The sequence below is a fragment of the Sinorhizobium sp. 8-89 genome (assembly GCF_030124325.1).
GTDB lineage: Bacteria > Pseudomonadota > Alphaproteobacteria > Rhizobiales > Rhizobiaceae > Sinorhizobium.
In genome coordinates, this window is record NZ_JASKLR010000002.1 from 268,744 (window position 1) to 285,914 (window position 17,171).

Genomic DNA, 17,171 nt, shown 5'->3' on the forward strand with positions numbered 1-17,171 from the left:
TGATCGCCGTATCGGCTGTTGCCGATACGGCACAGATTAGCGAGCGCAAAAGCAGCGATGCAGAATGTATCGTTCAACCGCAAAGCCATGGGTGGATCGTGGGGCAATTCACTGTCATACAAGCCGTCGCTTTTCTGCGCCCCATCACGTTCCGGTGAAAGCCCATGAACAATCTCCGCATCGCGCTCTACCAGCCGGATATTCCGGGAAATACCGGCACGATCCTGCGGCTTGCGGCCTGTCTCGGCCTTGCGGTCGACATCATCGAACCGGCCGGCTTCGATCTTTCGGACCGCAACCTCAAGCGCGCCGGCATGGACTATATCGCGGCCGTCACCCTCACCCGCCACGTCAACTGGGAGCGCTTCGAAGCTTGGAGGGCGACCACCGGCAGGCGCCTCGTGCTGGCTTCGACCAAGGCGGCGGAGCCTTATACGCGCTTCAGCTTCCGCCCGGACGATCTCCTGCTGTTCGGGCGCGAAAGCGCCGGCGTGCCGGATCACGTCCACGAGCGCGCCGACGGGCGGGTTGTCATCCCGATGGCGCCAGGCCAGCGTTCGCTCAATATCGCCATCTCGGCCGCCATGATCGTCGGCGAAGCCATCCGCCAAACCGAGCCAGGCTGACCGGACCGCGAAAAGCATCATGCCCTATCCTCTTGTTGTCGCGGCCGGACGACGACCAGCATCCGGCTTGCCAGGCAGACCAAGGCGAGCGCGCCGAGCAATATGCCGGCGCCCGTAAAGGCAGCCGCATAGCCCCAGCTGCGCACAAGCGGCTGGCTTGCGAGCGGCGATATGAATTGGCCGGCAAAGATGCTGGCGATCAGGGCTCCCGAAAGTCGGCCGCGCAGCGCCGGCGGCGCGATCGCCAGCAACGAGGCTGAAAGGTTCGGCGTCATCAACCCCATGCTGATCCCGGTTATCGCCGTGGCGGCAAGAATGCCCGCATAGGACTGGGCGCTTCCCAATCCAACATAGCCGGCGCCGAGCGCCGCGAAACCGAGGGCAAAGACGCCCATCCGGCCGATCCGGCCTCTCACCCGCGAAAAGGAAAGCGCCGCGGCGACACCGACCACCTGCCCTGCTCCGATCGCGATGCCGGCACGACTCGGCTGGGCGATGCCAAGGCTTTTCAGATAAAAGGGCAGTTGCGTCGGCAGCATGTAGAAGATCGCAAAGTGCAGGCCCGCCGCCAGCAGCACCAGGGCAAGCGGCAATGCGAAGCCGTAACCTGGTCCCGGTTTGACGTCTGCCACGCGGGAAGCATCGGCCCTGGCCGGTTCCGGAATGAGCGACAGGACTGCCGGCAACAGCGCGAAAGCCAGGCAATAGATCGCGAAAGGTCCGCGCCAATGCAGGTCGGCGAGCAGTCCGCCTCCCGACAGGAAGAAGGCGCCGCCAATGCCGACGAAGGCGGCCTGAAATCCCATGTAACGATCACGTGCAGCGCCCTCGAAGAAATCACCGACCAGCGCAGTCGCCGTCGTCATGATGCCCGCGACGGAAATGCCGAGCACCGCACGACCGACGAGCAAGGCCGGAAGGCTGTCAAGAACGAGACCGGACGATCCGGCCAGCGCGAAGATGACGAGCGAAAGAAGCAGCAGGCGCTTCCGACCGAACCGGTCGGCAATGACGCCGGCAACGGGCGCGAGCCCGGCGATAAAGATCGCCGGGAGCGTCAGCATCAGCCGACTGAGGAGCGCAGCGCCCTCGATTTCCGCGAAGCGGGCTTCGATGCCGGGCAAGGATGCGGAGATCGTGGCGCCCGACATGATCGTCAATGCGCTTACGCAGAGAAGCGTCAGATTGCGGGCCCTGGTTGCGGCGGAAAGCACCCCCTGCGCGGCGGGGGCTGCGTGGAAGGTTGGACCGCTCATGCCGCGATCTCGCTGTACGGCGTCGTCTTGCGTGCGTTTTTCAGCGTGCGGGCCCACCAGGTCAGCCGGTCCATCATCAGGAAGAGCGGCGCGCGCATTTCCTCGGGCTTATAAAGATGTCCGGCCGCATCGAATTTCGACCACGCTTTCGAAAAGCTTATGCCGTCGCGCATGGTAACCGTATGAAGTTCGCCGAAGACCTGGCGGAGCTGCTCGACGGCCCTGATGCCGCCGGATGCGCCGCCGTAGGAAACGAAGGCAACCGGCTTTGCGTGCCACGGTTCGTAGACCGAATCGATCAGTTCCTTCAGGGCGGCCGGATAGCCGTGATTGTATTCGGGCGTGACGACGATGAAGGCATCCGCCTCGGCGACCTTTCGCTCCATCCATTCGGCCGGATCGACCGCCTTTTCGGCACCGCGGGAGGTTCTCAGTCTCACTGGATCGATGATCGTCAGGCTGAAGACGCTGGATGTCGAAATTTCTCGGATGAGCCAACTGGCGACCGTATCGCAGAATCGGCCCTGCCGCGCACTGCCGTAGATCACGGCAAGGGTCATCTTCTCTGTCATGTTGGTATCAGCTCCTTGTTGTCGCAATCAGGGAGCTCATGCTATAGAACCTCAACCATAGTTGAGGTCAATAGTATCCCATGGAAAAAGGCAGGACCGGTGATTTCGCGCGGGAACTGACCGTCGGCGAGGTTGCCGAACGCAGCGGTCTTCCGGTGTCGACGCTCCATTTTTACGAGACCAAGGGGCTGATCAGAAGCAACCGCAGCCGCGGCAATCAGCGGCGCTATCCGCGCGCCGTGCTCAGGCGCGTGGCCGTGATCAAGGTCGCCCAGCGCACCGGCATTCCGCTGGCCGAGATCCAATCGGCGCTTTCCGTCTTGCCCCACGACCGGCCGTTGACCGTCGAGGACTGGGCGAAACTTTCGATGACCTGGCGGCATCAATTGGACGAGCGCATCGCGAAGCTGACGGCGCTTCGCGACCATCTGACGGGATGCATCGGCTGCGGCTGCCTTTCGATGCGCGAGTGTCCCCTACGCAACCCTTACGATATGCTCGGCGGTGAAGGAGCAGGCCCGCGTCTGATCGATCCGATGGATGGAACGGATTAACGCCGAGACGGTCTCATGCGGTCAAGCGCGACCATGCTTGCCAGCGTGCCTAAGGAGCAGAAGAGCGCAATTGCAAGCGCCCACCGGTTTCCGGCTTCGCCCAGAACGAACGAGAAGAAGGGCGGGGCTGCCGCGAAGGCGAGATTGAGGGGAAGACCGAGGCGCGCCATTACCGAGGCATAGTGTCCTGACGTGAAGAATACGAGCGGCATCGTCGCCCGGCTGACCGACATGGCGCCGCTCGACAGGCCATAGAGCGCGAGAAACAGGATGATTGACCACTCGGCTCCATTGCCGAGAATCAATACCAACAGCGCGAGCGGCATGACGGCCGCCGCGACCAGGCCGGTCGTCAGGCCGTCCCAGCGATTTCCGCCGAGGAAATCGAAAAGCCGTGCCGACAGCTGGACAAAACCGATCGCCGAACCGAAGCCTACGGCGAGATAATCCGGCACGGCGAAGCTGCGGAAAAGGTCGATCACCACCAGTTGGAAGCCCCAGGTGACGAAGCCGTTCAGCGCGACGGCGGCTGTAATCAGCGCGGTGACGAGCCGGTTGTGTCTTGTTTGATGCCGGCTGGAAGCCTCTGGCGACCGGGTTTTGAGCGCGCCGGCACGTGCCGCAGTCTTCGGCAGGGCGAAGAAATGCAACGGCGCGCAGACAAGCAGCATCACCGCGCCATAAAGCACGAAGGTGCCGCGCCAACCGAACAGAACCTCCAGATAGACGGTGGCCGGCCAGGCGAGGCTTGGCGCGAGTGCCATGGCGACCATTTGCGCACCGATAGCGCGCCGGGCATCCTCACCCGCTATCTCGTTGAGAAAGACATGGGCGGAGGTTGTCAAGGTCGCAGCACCTGCCATGCCAAGCATCATCCAGGCGGCAAAGTAGGAGAACGGCCCCTGCGCTCCCGCAAGCAGCCAAAGCCCGGGGGCCGCAAAAATCGAGCCGAGGGCCAACACCCGCCGCGCTCCGTGCCGCGCATAGATTGAGGCAAGCGGCGGCGAACACAACGCCATCGCCACCAGCATGACGGTTGGACCGAGATAGACGCTCGACTGGTTCAGGCCGAGATCGCCGGCCATGTCGGCGGCCGTCACCGAAATGGCCATGAACATGGCGCCCCAGGCAATGATTTGCGTTGCCGACAGAACGACGACCGAACGAAAGACGAGCATGGAATCAACGGGTATTGAATGAGGACGGGGCGGCTCGGACGAGACGCCCCCCACTTGTAGCGCGAAGGTCGCGCTGTGGCGACCATGTTTCCCGCGCGCCCCTTATTTTCGCGAGGGCATAGCGATCGTCACATGCAAGCGAAAACCGTCGGAGGCGTCGTAAATGCCAAGCGAAGTTGGTGGCGATCAGTCGGCGCTCGGCAGCCGGCGCATGGTGAACTCGATCTCATCGCCGTCGAGCTGGCGCCAGCTTTCCACCTCGGTCCAATAGGCCGCCTTTGGCCAAGTCTCGAACCATTCGCGCGCCTTGGCGCGGGCGGCGCTTCGCTCGAGCCGAAACGTCTCCCGCACGAAGAGCCTGTCGCTCCGCGTGGGGTTCTCCCGGCGGTGCCGGGCAATCTGACGCCGCAAACCTTCAAGCGGCGGTCCTGCGGGTATCTTTGCCATGGGCCATACCTCTATGAGGAAGATAGGATGACTGCCGCGCGATTGCCAGCCCTCGTCGGAACCCGTCCTGCGCCGCGGGCGACCCGGATTGGCGAGATCATTTCTAATCTCGGCCCATTCCTGCGCTAGTCTGTTGGTAAGGTCGCGCCGTTGCCATCCGGGCAAAAATATGAACTGTGGCGAAACCACTCGAATCGGCGGCTTTCCCGCGCGAAAGGCCGCGAATGGAAGCTGAATTCCCATGGAAAGACCGCAATTGCCGCAGGGCCTGCCTGCTGACATCGAAGACAAGAAGGCCGAGGCGAAAGCCTGGTTCGAAAGCCTGCGCAACACGATCTGCGCGGCCTTCGAGACGCTCGAGGATGACCTGACCGGACCGCTTTCCGACCAGCCGCCGGGCCGCTTCGTCGGCAAGGACTGGCTGCGCGAGGACGGAGCCGGCGGTGGCGGCCGCATGTCGATGATGGAGGGTCGCGTCTTCGAGAAGGTCGGCGTCCACACATCAACCGTCTATGGCGAGTTTTCGCCGGAGTTTCGCGAACAGATCCCCGGCGCCAGCGAGGATCCGCGCTTCTGGGCGTCCGGCATTTCGCTGATTGCCCACCCGGTGAACCCCAATGTCCCCGCCGTGCACATGAACACCCGCATGGTCGTGACGACGAGCCACTGGTTCGGCGGCGGCGCCGACCTCACGCCCGTTCTCGATCGTCGGCGCGTCATGACCGACCCGGACACGCTACTCTTCCACCGGGCAATGGAAATCACCTGCAATCGCCATACGGTCGCCGATTACGCGAAATTCAAGGCATGGTGCGACGAGTACTTCTTCCTCAAACACAGGAACGAACCGCGCGGCACCGGCGGCATCTTCTACGATTGGCTGCATTCGCCGGATGAACTGGGCGGCTGGCAGGCGGACTTCACCTTTACACGCGATGTCGGCAAGGCCTTCGCTCTCGTTTATCCGAAAATCGTCCGGGCAAATTTCAATACCCCGTGGACGGAAGAGGATCGTGACGAGCAGCTGGTTCGCCGCGGGCGCTACGTCGAATTCAATCTGCTCTACGACCGCGGCACGATTTTCGGCCTCAAGACCGGCGGGAACGTCGAATCGATCCTCTCTTCCCTGCCCCCGGTGGTGCGCTGGCCGTGACGCGAACAGCAGCGTCGCGGGCGTCGAACAAGGCCGAGCGAACAAAACCCCGCGGCCGGCGTTCTTTCCGCAAGAGAGAAGGATCGGCGCATGATTTTCAAGAAACGGACATTCTTCGGCAACGAGCCGGAGAGACAACCGGCGGAGCATCCTGCTGAACTCGAACGCCGTGTCGCGCACTGTCTCGCGGTCTCGCCTGGACTAGACGCCATTGATGTTACGGTCACCGTCACGGGCAACACGGCCGTGCTCGGCGGAACGGTGGCGACCAGGGAGGAAATGGTCCGCGCAGAGGAAGCGGCAAAGGCGGTCGAGGGCGTTGAAGAAGTAATCAACCACATCGAGCTTTCGAAAGGCGGCACGGGCTAAGCGCCGCCCACGGATCGAGCCATCATCTAACCGCCGGGAGGCGAAGACGTGGACTGGAGTTCAGGAATAACTGGACTGGAGTTCAGATGGACGCGAGCGTCCAGCTGACGATCTCCGCAGCGACCTGGGCAAAGGCCGCGTCGAGGGCGGCGACGAAGGCTGGGCTGTTCGCGCCCCGCACGGGCACGCCGGCACGGAAAGCGCGCTGCGTCCGGACAGTGCCGTCGCGATCGTTGAGCAGCTTGGCGAAGATCTCGACGACCGCCGTGTCCGCCCCTTCTGTGGAGATCTCGAAGGATCGGATTTCCGTGAGGAGCTGGTAGTCGATTGCAAGGCCCTGGCCCGGCTTGCCGACGCCCCCCACCTTCCCGGTGTTGTCGAAGGTCTGGACGAGCTTGTCCTGCACCATCCTCGGGAGCCGGTCGCCCCATTGCGCCCTGGCGAGATATTGCAGTTCCGATCTGGATAGCCGGATGACGATCTGATTGTTGTTGAGGGTCTGGAGCGCGGTCGGCTCGGGCACGAGAATCTGTCTGCTGGTCGATGCCTGTCCCCGGACGATTGGCGAAGATGCAAGACTGAACGTGTCGTTGACGGCTGCGCGCGTGCCGCAACCCGCGAGTGCCATCGCCAATGAGAAGATTACGGCGGACCGGGTCGCCTTCCCCCTACGCACAACTACCAGCCCCCGAAAATTCATACAGCCAATATCCCCATCCACTCCGGCGCAATTTCCAGCCTAACCCGTCGGGTGCATGCCGCTTGCAACGTTCGATCAACGCGCGAATCACCGTCGCGTGCGGCCATCATACTGCTTTACCGTTTCGCCCCCGAAAAGCAGTCTTTGCGGGTTTTTGTCGAAGGTTGAAATCGTATTCTCCAGGCTCTGCACCGTGCGGCGCGTATCGGTGACGAGTGCCTCCACGTCCCGCAGCCCCGAATTCGAGAAGCGCCTCAGGTTTTCTGTAATGGGACCAATCTGTGCGTTGAGGCTGTCGGCCATCTTGCGGAAGGCCTCAAGCGTGGAACGCGCCTGGGCGGAAAGCGACGGCGCGTCCGCATCGCCGAGGAAGCCATCGATTTTGACCAAAATGCCGTCGACGCGTTTCGACGCCGCGTTCAGCTTGTTCGACATCTCCGTGAAATCGGTAATCGTCTGGTCGATATCCTCCTGCCGTGCGGAAATCTTCTCCGCAAAATCGGATATCCGGGCGACGGTCTTGCGAGCATCGGCGCTCGCGGCCGAAATGTCGTTGACGACCAGTTCGACCTTCTGGGTATCGACCGATGCGACCAGCGTATCGACGCGCTTCAACGTCTGCTGGGCGCTCCTGCCGACCTCCTGATAGCTTTCCACGGTTCGCCTGAAGGTGGCGATCGTCTCCGAAACGCCGCCGGAGGCGGCCTTGAGGTCGTTGCTCACCTGCTCGACATTGCTGACGATGCGATCGATTTTCTTCGGGTCCACCGATTTGATCAACGCGTCGGCGCTGGCAAGCGTCGTGTCGAGCTTCTTGGACGCGGCGCTGACCGTCGTCGAGAGCTCCCCGACGCTCTTCAGGAAGTCGTCGATCGCGCCGGAATTGTCGGCAAGCGCCTTGGAAAAGCGTTCGGCATTGCCGATCGTCGTGGTAAGCGGACCGCGTACTTCCGTGACGAAGCCCTGTATGTCGCCAATGGCGTTGTTCGCCCGGTCGAGGATCTGGTCCGCGGTCGCCAGCAGGCTCGTAACGCTCGACTGGTCGGCGAGGATGTGTGCCTGCGTCCCTTTTTCGATGGCGGTCTTCAGGATGTTCTCGTCGCCCTTGTTGCCGCCGCTGAGTTCGATATAGGCGGCACCGGTCAGCCCCTGCACTTCGAGCGTAGCCTTGGTGGACTTGAGCACGGGCGCGTCCGTCGAAACCTCGGTGATGGCAATCGAAAAGCGTGGATCATTCGCGTCGATCGCGAGGTTGCGAACGGTACCGACATTGATGCCGTTGAAACGCACCGGTGAGCCAACGGACAGGCCGTTGGCCGAACCCGGTATATTGACCACGAGCTCGACCATCTCACCGCTTCGGCCGTACTGCGACATCCAGTAGACGAATCCGAATGCGGCCGCGATGACGAACACCGTGAAGAAGCCGACAATGGCATAGTTCGCTTTGGTTTCCATTGGCTCCGACTACCTTCGCGACAACCAGCCGCTCATTCATACTGCTTCGACAAACGGGCTTGTCCGAAGCTTGTCACCACCATGCGCCGTGCGCGCATCACTCATGCTCGCGAACGATCGACCTCGCCCGCTTGCCACGGAAATAGGATTTCACCCATGGCTCCTCACAGGCGAGCATATCCTCAACCGTGCCGGAAACCAGAACGCGTTTCTTCCCGAGAACCGCGATCCGGTCGCAAACCGAGAACAGGCTGTCCAGATCGTGCGTCACCATATACACCGTCAATCCCAGCGTGTCGCGCAGCTTGGCAATCAACTCGTCGAACTCCGCCGCACCGATCGGATCGAGACCCGAGGTCGGCTCGTCGAGAAAGACGAGATCCGGATCGAGCGCAAGAGCACGCGCAAGTGCCGCGCGCTTGATCATGCCGCCGGAGAGCTCAGACGGATATTTTTCCGCCGCCTCCGGCGCGAGGCCCACCAGCTCGATCTTCAGCCGCGCAAGCTCGTCCATAAGATCCTGCGGCAGATCGAGATACTCGCGCATCGGCACCTGAATATTTTCGCGCACCGTCAGCGCGGAGAAAAGCGCACCGTGCTGAAACAGCACGCCAAGGCGCATGTCGAGCGCGATGCGGTCGGCCTCGCTCATCTTCTCGTATTCGGCGCCCAGGATCTCGATCGTACCGGACCGCTTGGGCAAGAGCCTGAGCACCGTGCGCATCAGTACCGATTTGCCCGTACCGGAAGCCCCGACGAAGCCGAGGATCTCTCCGCGCAACACCTCGAGATTGAGTTTGTCGAGAACGATATTATCGCCGAAACCGACCGTCAGGTCACGAACGGAAAGCACGGCTTCGCGCCGCTCCGCCGCTTCGTCCGATTTTTCCATTACCGCTTCAATCATGCCGCATGCCTCAGAAGTCGATTGCCGCGTAGAACATGGCGAACAACCCGTCGATAAGAATGACGACGAAGATCGATTTAACGACCGACGAGGTCACACGCCGCCCAAGCGACTCCGCGCTGCCGCCGACCTTGAGGCCCTCGACAGCCGCCACCACACCGATGATCAGCGCCATGAAGGGGGCCTTGATCATACCCGCGGCTACCGACGAGAAATCGACAGCTTCCTGCAGCCGCGCCAGGAACGTCGGGAACGTAATGCCTGAATAGCTCCAGGCAACGAGCGCCGCCCCGGTCAGCGCCGCGAAGTTCGCGATGATCGTCAGGAGCGGCAGCGCGATCGTGAGCGCCACGAGGCGCGGAAAAACCAGAACGCCGACGGGGCTGAGGCCCATGACCTTCAGCGCGTCGACCTCCTCGCGCATCTTCATCGAGCCGATTTCAGCGGTGATCGCACTGCCCGACCGGCCGGCGATCATGATCGCGGTGAGCAGCACGCCGATTTCCCGCAGTTGCAGGATGCCGACAAGATCGACGACGAAGATCTCGGCGCCGAAGGACCTGAGCTGGAAGGCGCCCTGCTGGGCGATGATGGCGCCGATCAGAAACGACATGAGCGTGATGATCGGCACCGCCATGACGCCCATGCGGTCAATCTGGTGCACGATCGCGGCGGGCGAGACGCCCGCATGACGCCCGAGCTTCAACTGAGCGCCGCGGACGGCGGAGCCGAGGATGAACATCGCCGCGACCGTGTCGGTCCATATAGACACGGTTACCTCGCCGATCGGCGCAAACAGCCGCTGGAAAAGCGGAAGTCTCGTGGTGTCGCGTTCCGGGGGGCGCAACTTTTCCGGCAGCGCCTGCACGAGCTCGACATAACGCTGGCCGCCGCTCGCGAAATGCACTTCCGCGCCGGCCTCGCCCGCAATGCCGTTCATGAACCGGCGGATGATCCAGGCGCCGGCCGTATCCATCGCCGTAATGCCGGAAAAATCGAACTCATATCGCCCGCCGGAAGGACGCCCAAGCTTCTTCAGCTTCGCGGCCATCGCCTCGGCTGTCTCGTGCCGCCAGTTGCCGCTAAAGACGTAGCGCTTGCCTTGCTCTCTCGCGCTCTCGTCGAGCGTGACATCTGCAGCGATCTTGGATGAGGAACGCGTCACGTGATCCTGGTCTTCCCGGTTGGCCTTTGCACAATTCCTTAAACCAGATTCGATTTAAGGACAAAATCGTGCAGAAATTCAAAGTCGTACAGCGACCTTTGTGCGGCTGAAAAGATACACTGTCCAATGCGCTTCTAAAACGCAGAACGTCATAGCGGGTGATGGCGGTGATGTCATCCATAAGGCCCGGCGGAGAGGATCCTATGCCACATTTCCTGACGACGACCGTCCAACACTTTCCGATCGCCGGTGTTTTCACGATTTCTCGCGGCTCGAAGACCACAGCGAGCGTCATCACCTGCCAAATCAGCGACGGCGAGGTCGCCGGCTGGGGGGAGTGCGTGCCTTATGCCCGCTATGGCGAATCGCTCGAATCGGTTCTGGCGGCGATCGAGGCGGTTCGTCCGTCGATCGAGAGCGGAGTGACGCGCGCTGAGCTGCAGAAGGACATGCGCCCCGGCGCCGCCCGGAACGCGGTCGACTGCGCCCTCTGGGACCTGGAGGCGAAACAACGCGGCATGCCCGCCTATGCGCTGGCCGGCATCGCCGCTCCCGTCCCGCTGACGACCGCCTACACCCTCTCCCTCGGCGAACCGGAGGAGATGATGGCGCAGGCGCAAAAATACGCGCATCGCGCCCTGTTGAAGGTGAAGGTCGGCACAGCGGACGACACGTCGCGCATCCGCGCCGTCCGTCAGGGGGCGCCGGAGAGCCGGATCATCCTCGATGCGAACGAGGGCTGGACGGAGCACAATCTCGCCGCCCATTTCGCAGCTTGCGCGGAAAACGGCATCGCTCTCGTCGAGCAGCCGCTGCCGGCAGGCCGTGATCGGGCGCTCGCTTCGATCACGCGCACGGTTCCGGTCTGCGCCGACGAAAGCGTGCATGGGACCGATGACCTCAAAAACCTTACCGGACGCTACGATGCGGTCAACATCAAGCTCGACAAAACCGGCGGATTGACCGAAGCGCTTCGCATGCGCGCCGCGGCCGAGGCGCTCGGGCTCAAGATCATGGTGGGCTGCATGGTCGGCAGCTCGCTTGCCATGGCGCCGGCAATGCTCGTCGCTCAGGGCGCCGATTTCGTCGATCTCGACGGTCCGCTCCTGCTTGCGGAAGATCGCAAGCCTGGCCTGCGCTACGAGGCTTCTCTCGTCTTTCCGCCTGAGGCCAACCTCTGGGGCTGAAGATACCAGCCGGCAAAGGCGAAACAGCAGCCGATGAAGGCGACCGCCGACATCAAATAGAAGCCGTCGACGCCGAACCAGGCATAGAAATAGCCGGACAGGAACGTGAAAATCGCCGTGAAGAAGCCGGTGTAGAAGAAGTAGAGGCCCTGGGCCGAAGCCTCCTGCTCTTCCGCGACCCTCTCCACCAGCTTGTGCTGCATGCCCGTATGCATGATCGCATAGGTGAAGGCGTGGAAACACTGCAGGACGAAATAGCCGGAGAAGCCGAGGTCCATCGGGAAGATCAGCCAGCGCACGACGGCAAGTCCGCAGCCGGAGAAGATCATCGCCCAGACGCTGAAGCGTCGGATGATGGCCTTGGCGAAAACGAACATCAGCACCTCGGCTGCCACGCCGGCGCTCCAGAGCGCTCCGATCTGCGTGCCGCTGTAGCCGATATGCTGCCAGTAGATGGCCGAGAAGGCGAAGAGCATCGCATGGCTGCTGTTCACCATCGTGACGCCTATCAGGAGCAGTTGCAGGTCGGGCTGGCGCAGCGATTGCGGCGGTGGCTCGGTCAGTGCCGTGATCGGCGACGGACGCCGCGGCCGGCCGACCCGCGGCGCCAAGAGGGCCATCAGCACCATAAGTCCGAAGCCCACGGCCATTGCCGGCAGCACCATTGGACCGCCAAATCTGCCGATCATCCAGCCGCCAAGCATGGTCGCACCGATGAAGGCCACCGATCCCCAGACGCGCATGTGAGCATAATCGAAGCCCCAGCGCCTCACGCCTGAAAGCGCGATCGCCTCGACGATCGGGACATAGGGCGAATAGACCGCCGATTGCAGCGCATAGATGATGAGCACGGGCCAGAAGCTCTGCGCATAGAAAAGAACGAAGGCCGTCGCGAGCGACAGGACGGCTGACCAGATCAGCACGATCACCCGTTCGCCGATCCTATCCGCAAGCAAGCCCGCGAGCGGTGCCGTGATGACGCGAATGAACATCGGCACGGCGAGAACGACGCCGATCTCGAAATCGCTCATCGACAGCGTGCTGAGCCAGACCGGAAAATACGGCATGGCAAAGCCGTTGACGATCAATGGCGCACAAAAAAGCAGCGCTATGCGGAGCGCGAACTTGCGCGGCGGAGGCCCCACGTTCGAGGGCGCGGATGAGGGAATCATGGAGTGACCTGATGGCTGTGGGCCATCTCTAGCACAACCGCGTCGCCGCCCACCATAAGCTAGTTTTCGCCACAGGTGCGTCTCGGGAAAAAGAGCGAGGGAAAACTTGCCCTTGCATTCGGCCCCGCACCCCTAAAGGGTCAGGCGGCCTGTGGCGAGAGGACCTGTGCCAGCATCTTTTCGGCCTCGCTCGAGCTTTCCACCTCGGCCAGGCCGCCACCCATCCGGTGCCAGGTGATAAGCTCCATCCTGCCGTCGTAATGCTCGGCGATCGCCGTGCAGCTTTCGACCCAGTCGCCGGTGTTGATGTAGCGGACGTCATCGATCTCTTCGATCACCGCGTGATGAATATGGCCGCAGATGACGCCCTGTGCGTCGTGACGGCGCGCCTCCTCCGCAACGACCTTCTGGAACTCGCCGATAAAATTCACCGCATGCTTGACCTGCAGCTTTGCCCAGGAGGAGAACGACCAATAGGGCATGCCAAGGCGACGGCGGATCGCCGCCAGCCCGATGTTGATGGCGATCGCCATGTCGTAGGCCCAGTCGCCGAGATACGCGAGCACGCGCGCATTGCGCACCACGACGTCGAATTCGTCGCCGTGCAGGACGAGATAGTTGCGCCCGTCGGCGCCTTTATGCATGTGACGCTGCGCCACCTCGATGCCGCCGAAATGCACGCCCGGAAAATCCCGCATGAATTCGTCATGGTTGCCGGGAATGTAGATGATGCGGGAGCCCTTGCGAGCCTTGCGCAACAGCTTCTGGACAACGTCGTTGCAGGATTGCGGCCAGTACCAGCTACGCTTCAGGCGCCAACCGTCGACGATATCCCCGACGAGGATGATCGTTTCCGCCTCGTGATGACGCAGGAAATCGAGCAGGTAGTCGGTCTTGGCTGCCTTGGAGCCCAGGTGGACGTCGGAGATGAAAAGCGTCCGCAGTTTCCGAACCGAGTTCTGTTGGGATACCGATGCCGCGGTCATGCGAGCCTCGTCTTGGTTGAGCCTTTTGAACCCGTCAAAATCAGACTCGTGTTTCAGGAAGATGACACGGGGTGCGCATGCGACAATCCGGGCGTCGCAAAAGAACCGCGGCGAAACTGTACGCCGCTCGCAATTCGTGCCAAAAGGCCTCGACCAAGAAAGAGGAATGCAAGGCATGAATACGGGCGAAAAAGCGAAATCCCAATCGGTTCCGGCGAGCGGAGATATCGACCAGCAGGCACTTTTCTTCCACCGCTACCCTCGCCCGGGCAAGCTTGAAATCCAGCCGACCAAGCCGCTCGGCAACCAGCGCGATCTGGCGCTGGCCTATTCGCCAGGCGTCGCTGCGCCCTGCCTCGCCATCAAGGACAATCCCGAAACAGCCGCCGATTTCACGGCGCGCGCCAACCTCGTCGCGGTGATTTCCAATGGCACGGCCGTTCTCGGCCTCGGCAACATCGGCCCGCTCGCCTCCAAGCCGGTCATGGAAGGCAAGGCCGTGCTCTTCAAGAAGTTCGCCGGCATCGATGTTTTCGACATCGAGATCGATGCGCCGAGCGTCGAGCGCATGGTCGATGTCGTTTCGGCGTTGGAGCCGACCTTCGGCGGCATCAATCTCGAGGACATCAAGGCGCCGGAGTGCTTCGAGGTGGAGCGGCGCCTGCGCGAGAAGATGGAGATACCAGTCTTCCATGACGACCAGCATGGAACCGCGATCATCGTCGCCGCCGCCGTTCTGAACGGCCTCGAACTCGCGGGCAAGGACATTGCCGAAGCGAAGATCGTCGCCTCCGGTGCGGGCGCCGCGGCGCTCGCCTGCCTCAACCTGCTCGTCACGCTCGGCGCCAGGCGGGAGAATATCTGGGTCCACGACATCGAAGGCCTTGTCTACAAGGGTCGCGAAGCGCTGATGGACGAGTGGAAGGCCGTCTACGCACAGGAGAGCGACAACCGCGTGCTCGCCGACAGCATCGGTGGGGCTGACGTCTTCCTGGGTCTCTCGGCGGCCGGCGTCCTCAAGCCCGAACTGCTCGCCCAGATGGCCGAGAAGCCGCTGATCATGGCGCTTGCCAACCCGACGCCCGAGATCATGCCGGAAGTTGCGCGCGCGGCGCGCCCGGACGCGATGATCTGCACCGGTCGCTCGGACTTCCCGAATCAGGTCAACAACGTTCTCTGCTTTCCGCACATCTTCCGCGGGGCTCTCGATTGCGGTGCGCGCACGATCAATGAAGAGATGAAGATGGCGGCCGTTCGCGCAATCGCCGGACTGGCGCGCGAGGAGCCTTCCGACGTCGCCGCGCGCGCCTATACGGGCGAAACGCCGATCTTCGGACCCGACTACCTCATCCCCTCGCCGTTCGATCAACGGCTGATCCTGCGCATCGCCCCGGCTGTTGCGAAGGCGGCGGCCGAAAGCGGTGTCGCGAGCCGCCCCATCCAGGATTTCGACGCCTATCTCGACAAGCTGAACCGCTTCGTCTTCCGCTCCGGATTCATCATGAAGCCGGTCTTCGCGGCGGCCAAGAATGCTACGAAGAACCGCGTCATCTTCGCGGAGGGTGAGGATGAACGGGTGCTGCGTGCCGCCCAGGTCCTGCTTGAGGAAGGCACCGCCAAGCCCATCCTGATCGGCCGTCCGCAGATCATCGAGACGCGTCTTCGCCGCTACGGCCTGCGAATCCGTCCGGATGTCGATTTCGAGGTGGTCAATCCCGAGGGCGATCCGCGTTATCGCGACTATGTCGACGATTATTTCGCCCTCGTCGGCCGCCGCGGCGTCATCCCGGAAGCGGCCCGTACGATCGTGCGCACGAACACGACGGTGATCGGCGCCCTTGCGGTCAAGCGCGGCGAAGCGGATGCGCTGATCTGCGGCGTCGAAGGACGCTACAGCAAACACCTGCGCGACGTTTCACAGATCATAGGCAAGCGGCCGGGGGTTCTCGATTTCTCGGCGTTGAGCCTGCTCATCTCGCAGCGCGGCGCAACCTTCTTCACCGACACCTATGTGAGCTACAACCCGAGCGCCGAGCAGATCGCGCAGACGACGGCAATGGCGGCCGGAGAAATCCGCCGCTTCGGCATTACCCCGCGTGCAGCGCTCGTGTCACATTCGAACTTCGGTTCGCGCGATTCCGAGAGCGCTGCGAAAATGCGTGAGGCGTTGCACCTCGTGCGTGAACTCGCCCCCGATCTCGAAGTCGACGGCGAGATGCATGGGGACTCGGCGATCTCCGAGATCCTCCGCCAACGGGTGATGCCGGACAGCACGCTGAACGGCGAAGCCAACCTGCTCGTCTTCCCAAATCTGGACGCCGCGAACATTACGCTCGGCGTGGTCAAGACCATGACGGACAGCCTGCATGTCGGGCCAATCCTGCTCGGCTCGGCGCTGCCGGCACACGTTCTTTCGCCGTCCGTGACGTCACGCGGCGTGGTCAATATGGCCGCACTTGCGGTCGTGGAGGCAAGCCATCCGGTATAGCGGACCGATACTCCGCCGGGCCGTCAACCGGGGGGGGCCGGCGTTTACTCCAGTCGAAATTCAACCTTGGATTGAGGAGGGGGTAGCAGTTGCAGCGTTTGCGAAATATTACACTAGACAAAGCATGCCCCCCTTACCATGCTTGTTGTAGGACAAGATTCGGTGTTGCGGCATGACTGATCAACAGGCTGTCCTCGATCTACTGGACATCGTGGAGTACGGGGGCTGCGCCGAACCGGAGCAATTCTTCGCGTTGATGCGCCGCACCTTCAAGATCGCGCATCTGTTATACCTTGAAGCGGAGCCGCTTGCCGACGGCCTGAAGGTCTGCCGACTGCACCACACTTTCGGCGCCTATGCCGCGGAGATCTATCTCTCGAAGGGCCTCTACCGGATCGACCCCATCCTGCGGCTTGCGCTTGGCGGCGTGAGACCTGTCGAATGGGCGACCGCTCGGCGGCGCTTTCCCGAATGCGAGCCGCTCTTTCACGCTGCCGAGGAAATCGGGCTTTCGACCGAAGGCGTCGCGCTGCCGCTACCGTCACCCGCAGGACGCATGGCGCTCCTCGCCATCAACGCCAATATGTCGCCGGCGGAATGGTCCGCCTACCGGCGCTGCCATTTGCGCGACTTCCAGTTGGCCGCCAACCTCTTCCATGCGTCGATGCTGGAACATGCCGCCATGGCAGGCGCGATCGATGAGCGCGACATGCGCCTAACAGGCCGCGAGACTGAAGTGCTGACCTGGTCGGCTGCCGGCAAGAGTTACTGGGAAATCGCCACGATCCTCGGCATTTCCGAGCGTACAGTCCGCTTCTTCATGACCAATGCGCGCCGCAAATTGAACGTCGTCTCCAATACACAGGCCGTGGCGCAGGCGGTTCGCCACGCGCTGATCCCCACCATCTGACGGGTTCGGTCACACGGTTACCCGTCAGACCTCGGCCCAAACC

The 17,171-nt window shown here is 62.4% G+C and carries 17 protein-coding genes; 7 read left to right on the forward strand and 10 right to left on the reverse strand.

Features of this window, described 5'->3' with window-relative positions; all coding sequences use genetic code 11:
* Positions 1–164 precede the first annotated feature (164 nt).
* A complete protein-coding gene (locus QN219_RS05740) occupies positions 165–626 on the forward strand; it encodes a tRNA (cytidine(34)-2'-O)-methyltransferase (protein ID WP_269283374.1) in 462 nt (153 codons plus the stop codon).
* Between the two features lie 17 nt (positions 627–643).
* Here QN219_RS05740 and QN219_RS05745 read toward each other — a convergent pair whose 3' ends face one another.
* Complete coding sequence (locus tag QN219_RS05745; RefSeq protein ID WP_283998626.1) at positions 644–1,882, reverse strand: MFS transporter; 1,239 nt, start codon at positions 1,880–1,882, stop codon at positions 644–646.
* Complete coding sequence (locus QN219_RS05750; RefSeq protein WP_283998627.1) at positions 1,879–2,454, reverse strand: NADPH-dependent FMN reductase; 576 nt, start codon at positions 2,452–2,454, stop codon at positions 1,879–1,881. The genes QN219_RS05745 and QN219_RS05750 overlap by 4 nt, the downstream gene beginning before the upstream one ends.
* A gap of 80 nt (positions 2,455–2,534) precedes the next feature.
* Between QN219_RS05750 and soxR the strand changes: the two genes are divergently transcribed.
* Positions 2,535–3,008 (forward strand): redox-sensitive transcriptional activator SoxR, encoded by a 474-nt coding sequence (soxR, locus tag QN219_RS05755; RefSeq protein WP_283998628.1) that lies wholly within the window; start codon positions 2,535–2,537, stop codon positions 3,006–3,008.
* Here the strand turns inward: soxR and QN219_RS05760 are convergent.
* Both QN219_RS05760 and QN219_RS05765 read right to left on the reverse strand, forming a co-directional pair.
* On the reverse strand, positions 3,005–4,186 hold the full coding sequence (locus QN219_RS05760) for an MFS transporter (RefSeq protein ID WP_283998629.1): 1,182 nt from the start codon (positions 4,184–4,186) through the stop codon (positions 3,005–3,007). The genes soxR and QN219_RS05760 overlap by 4 nt on opposite strands.
* Before the next feature lie 186 nt (positions 4,187–4,372).
* On the reverse strand, positions 4,373–4,633 hold the full coding sequence (locus QN219_RS05765; protein WP_173513216.1) for a hypothetical protein: 261 nt from the start codon (positions 4,631–4,633) through the stop codon (positions 4,373–4,375).
* Between the two features lie 241 nt (positions 4,634–4,874).
* On the opposite strand from QN219_RS05765, the gene hemF reads away from it, so the two are divergent.
* Positions 4,875–5,786 carry an oxygen-dependent coproporphyrinogen oxidase gene (gene hemF / locus QN219_RS05770; protein WP_283998630.1) on the forward strand — a complete coding sequence of 304 codons (912 nt, stop codon included), beginning with the start codon at positions 4,875–4,877 and terminating at the stop codon, positions 5,784–5,786.
* A 90-nt stretch (positions 5,787–5,876) separates the two neighbouring features.
* Complete coding sequence (locus tag QN219_RS05775) at positions 5,877–6,155, forward strand: BON domain-containing protein (RefSeq protein WP_283998631.1); 279 nt, start codon at positions 5,877–5,879, stop codon at positions 6,153–6,155.
* Between the two features lie 82 nt (positions 6,156–6,237).
* Here the strand turns inward: QN219_RS05775 and QN219_RS05780 are convergent, their stop codons facing one another.
* The 4 genes from QN219_RS05780 to QN219_RS05795 form a co-directional block, all read right to left on the reverse strand.
* The gene (locus tag QN219_RS05780) at positions 6,238–6,855 is read right to left on the reverse strand and encodes an ABC-type transport auxiliary lipoprotein family protein (RefSeq protein ID WP_283998632.1); all 618 of its coding nucleotides are present in this window, start codon (positions 6,853–6,855) and stop codon (positions 6,238–6,240) included.
* An 87-nt stretch (positions 6,856–6,942) separates the two neighbouring features.
* On the reverse strand, positions 6,943–8,313 hold the full coding sequence (locus QN219_RS05785; RefSeq protein ID WP_283998633.1) for an MlaD family protein: 1,371 nt from the start codon (positions 8,311–8,313) through the stop codon (positions 6,943–6,945).
* A gap of 97 nt (positions 8,314–8,410) precedes the next feature.
* Entirely contained in the window at positions 8,411–9,220 is an 810-nt protein-coding gene (locus QN219_RS05790) for an ABC transporter ATP-binding protein (protein WP_283998634.1), read from the reverse strand.
* A 10-nt stretch (positions 9,221–9,230) separates the two neighbouring features.
* Positions 9,231–10,385: an ABC transporter permease gene (locus QN219_RS05795; RefSeq protein ID WP_283998635.1), complete on the reverse strand. Its 1,155-nt coding sequence runs from the start codon at positions 10,383–10,385 to the stop codon at positions 9,231–9,233.
* A 203-nt stretch (positions 10,386–10,588) separates the two neighbouring features.
* Here QN219_RS05795 and dgcA point away from each other — a divergent pair, with 203 nt between their 5' ends.
* Entirely contained in the window at positions 10,589–11,572 is a 984-nt protein-coding gene (dgcA, locus tag QN219_RS05800) for an N-acetyl-D-Glu racemase DgcA (RefSeq protein WP_283998636.1), read from the forward strand.
* Here the strand turns inward: dgcA and QN219_RS05805 are convergent.
* A complete protein-coding gene (locus QN219_RS05805) occupies positions 11,524–12,744 on the reverse strand; it encodes an MFS transporter (RefSeq protein WP_283998637.1) in 1,221 nt (406 codons plus the stop codon). The genes dgcA and QN219_RS05805 overlap by 49 nt on opposite strands.
* Positions 12,745–12,884: 140 nt before the next feature.
* A complete protein-coding gene (locus tag QN219_RS05810) occupies positions 12,885–13,730 on the reverse strand; it encodes a UDP-2,3-diacylglucosamine diphosphatase (RefSeq protein ID WP_283998638.1) in 846 nt (281 codons plus the stop codon).
* A gap of 175 nt (positions 13,731–13,905) precedes the next feature.
* Here QN219_RS05810 and QN219_RS05815 point away from each other — a divergent pair, with 175 nt between their 5' ends.
* Positions 13,906–16,218: an NADP-dependent malic enzyme gene (locus QN219_RS05815; protein ID WP_283998639.1), complete on the forward strand. Its 2,313-nt coding sequence runs from the start codon at positions 13,906–13,908 to the stop codon at positions 16,216–16,218.
* A 172-nt stretch (positions 16,219–16,390) separates the two neighbouring features.
* Entirely contained in the window at positions 16,391–17,128 is a 738-nt protein-coding gene (locus tag QN219_RS05820; RefSeq protein WP_283998640.1) for a LuxR C-terminal-related transcriptional regulator, read from the forward strand.
* The last annotated feature ends 43 nt before the right edge of the window (positions 17,129–17,171 follow it).

Excerpts from the sequence above, each read along its gene's own strand:
- QN219_RS05740 (WP_269283374.1), top strand. The coding sequence starts at position 165 with ATGAACAATCTCCGCATCGCGCTCTACCAGCCGGATATTCCGGGAAAT.
- QN219_RS05745 (WP_283998626.1), bottom strand. The coding sequence starts at position 1,882 with ATGAGCGGTCCAACCTTCCACGCAGCCCCCGCCGCGCAGGGGGTGCTT.
- QN219_RS05750 (WP_283998627.1), bottom strand. The coding sequence starts at position 2,454 with ATGACAGAGAAGATGACCCTTGCCGTGATCTACGGCAGTGCGCGGCAG.
- soxR (WP_283998628.1), top strand. The coding sequence starts at position 2,535 with ATGGAAAAAGGCAGGACCGGTGATTTCGCGCGGGAACTGACCGTCGGC.
- QN219_RS05760 (WP_283998629.1), bottom strand. The coding sequence starts at position 4,186 with ATGCTCGTCTTTCGTTCGGTCGTCGTTCTGTCGGCAACGCAAATCATT.
- QN219_RS05765 (WP_173513216.1), bottom strand. The coding sequence starts at position 4,633 with ATGGCAAAGATACCCGCAGGACCGCCGCTTGAAGGTTTGCGGCGTCAG.
- hemF (WP_283998630.1), top strand. The coding sequence starts at position 4,875 with ATGGAAAGACCGCAATTGCCGCAGGGCCTGCCTGCTGACATCGAAGAC.
- QN219_RS05775 (WP_283998631.1), top strand. The coding sequence starts at position 5,877 with ATGATTTTCAAGAAACGGACATTCTTCGGCAACGAGCCGGAGAGACAA.
- QN219_RS05780 (WP_283998632.1), bottom strand. The coding sequence starts at position 6,855 with ATGAATTTTCGGGGGCTGGTAGTTGTGCGTAGGGGGAAGGCGACCCGG.
- QN219_RS05785 (WP_283998633.1), bottom strand. The coding sequence starts at position 8,313 with ATGGAAACCAAAGCGAACTATGCCATTGTCGGCTTCTTCACGGTGTTC.
- QN219_RS05790 (WP_283998634.1), bottom strand. The coding sequence starts at position 9,220 with ATGATTGAAGCGGTAATGGAAAAATCGGACGAAGCGGCGGAGCGGCGC.
- dgcA (WP_283998636.1), top strand. The coding sequence starts at position 10,589 with ATGCCACATTTCCTGACGACGACCGTCCAACACTTTCCGATCGCCGGT.
- QN219_RS05805 (WP_283998637.1), bottom strand. The coding sequence starts at position 12,744 with ATGATTCCCTCATCCGCGCCCTCGAACGTGGGGCCTCCGCCGCGCAAG.
- QN219_RS05810 (WP_283998638.1), bottom strand. The coding sequence starts at position 13,730 with ATGACCGCGGCATCGGTATCCCAACAGAACTCGGTTCGGAAACTGCGG.
- QN219_RS05815 (WP_283998639.1), top strand. The coding sequence starts at position 13,906 with ATGAATACGGGCGAAAAAGCGAAATCCCAATCGGTTCCGGCGAGCGGA.
- QN219_RS05820 (WP_283998640.1), top strand. The coding sequence starts at position 16,391 with ATGACTGATCAACAGGCTGTCCTCGATCTACTGGACATCGTGGAGTAC.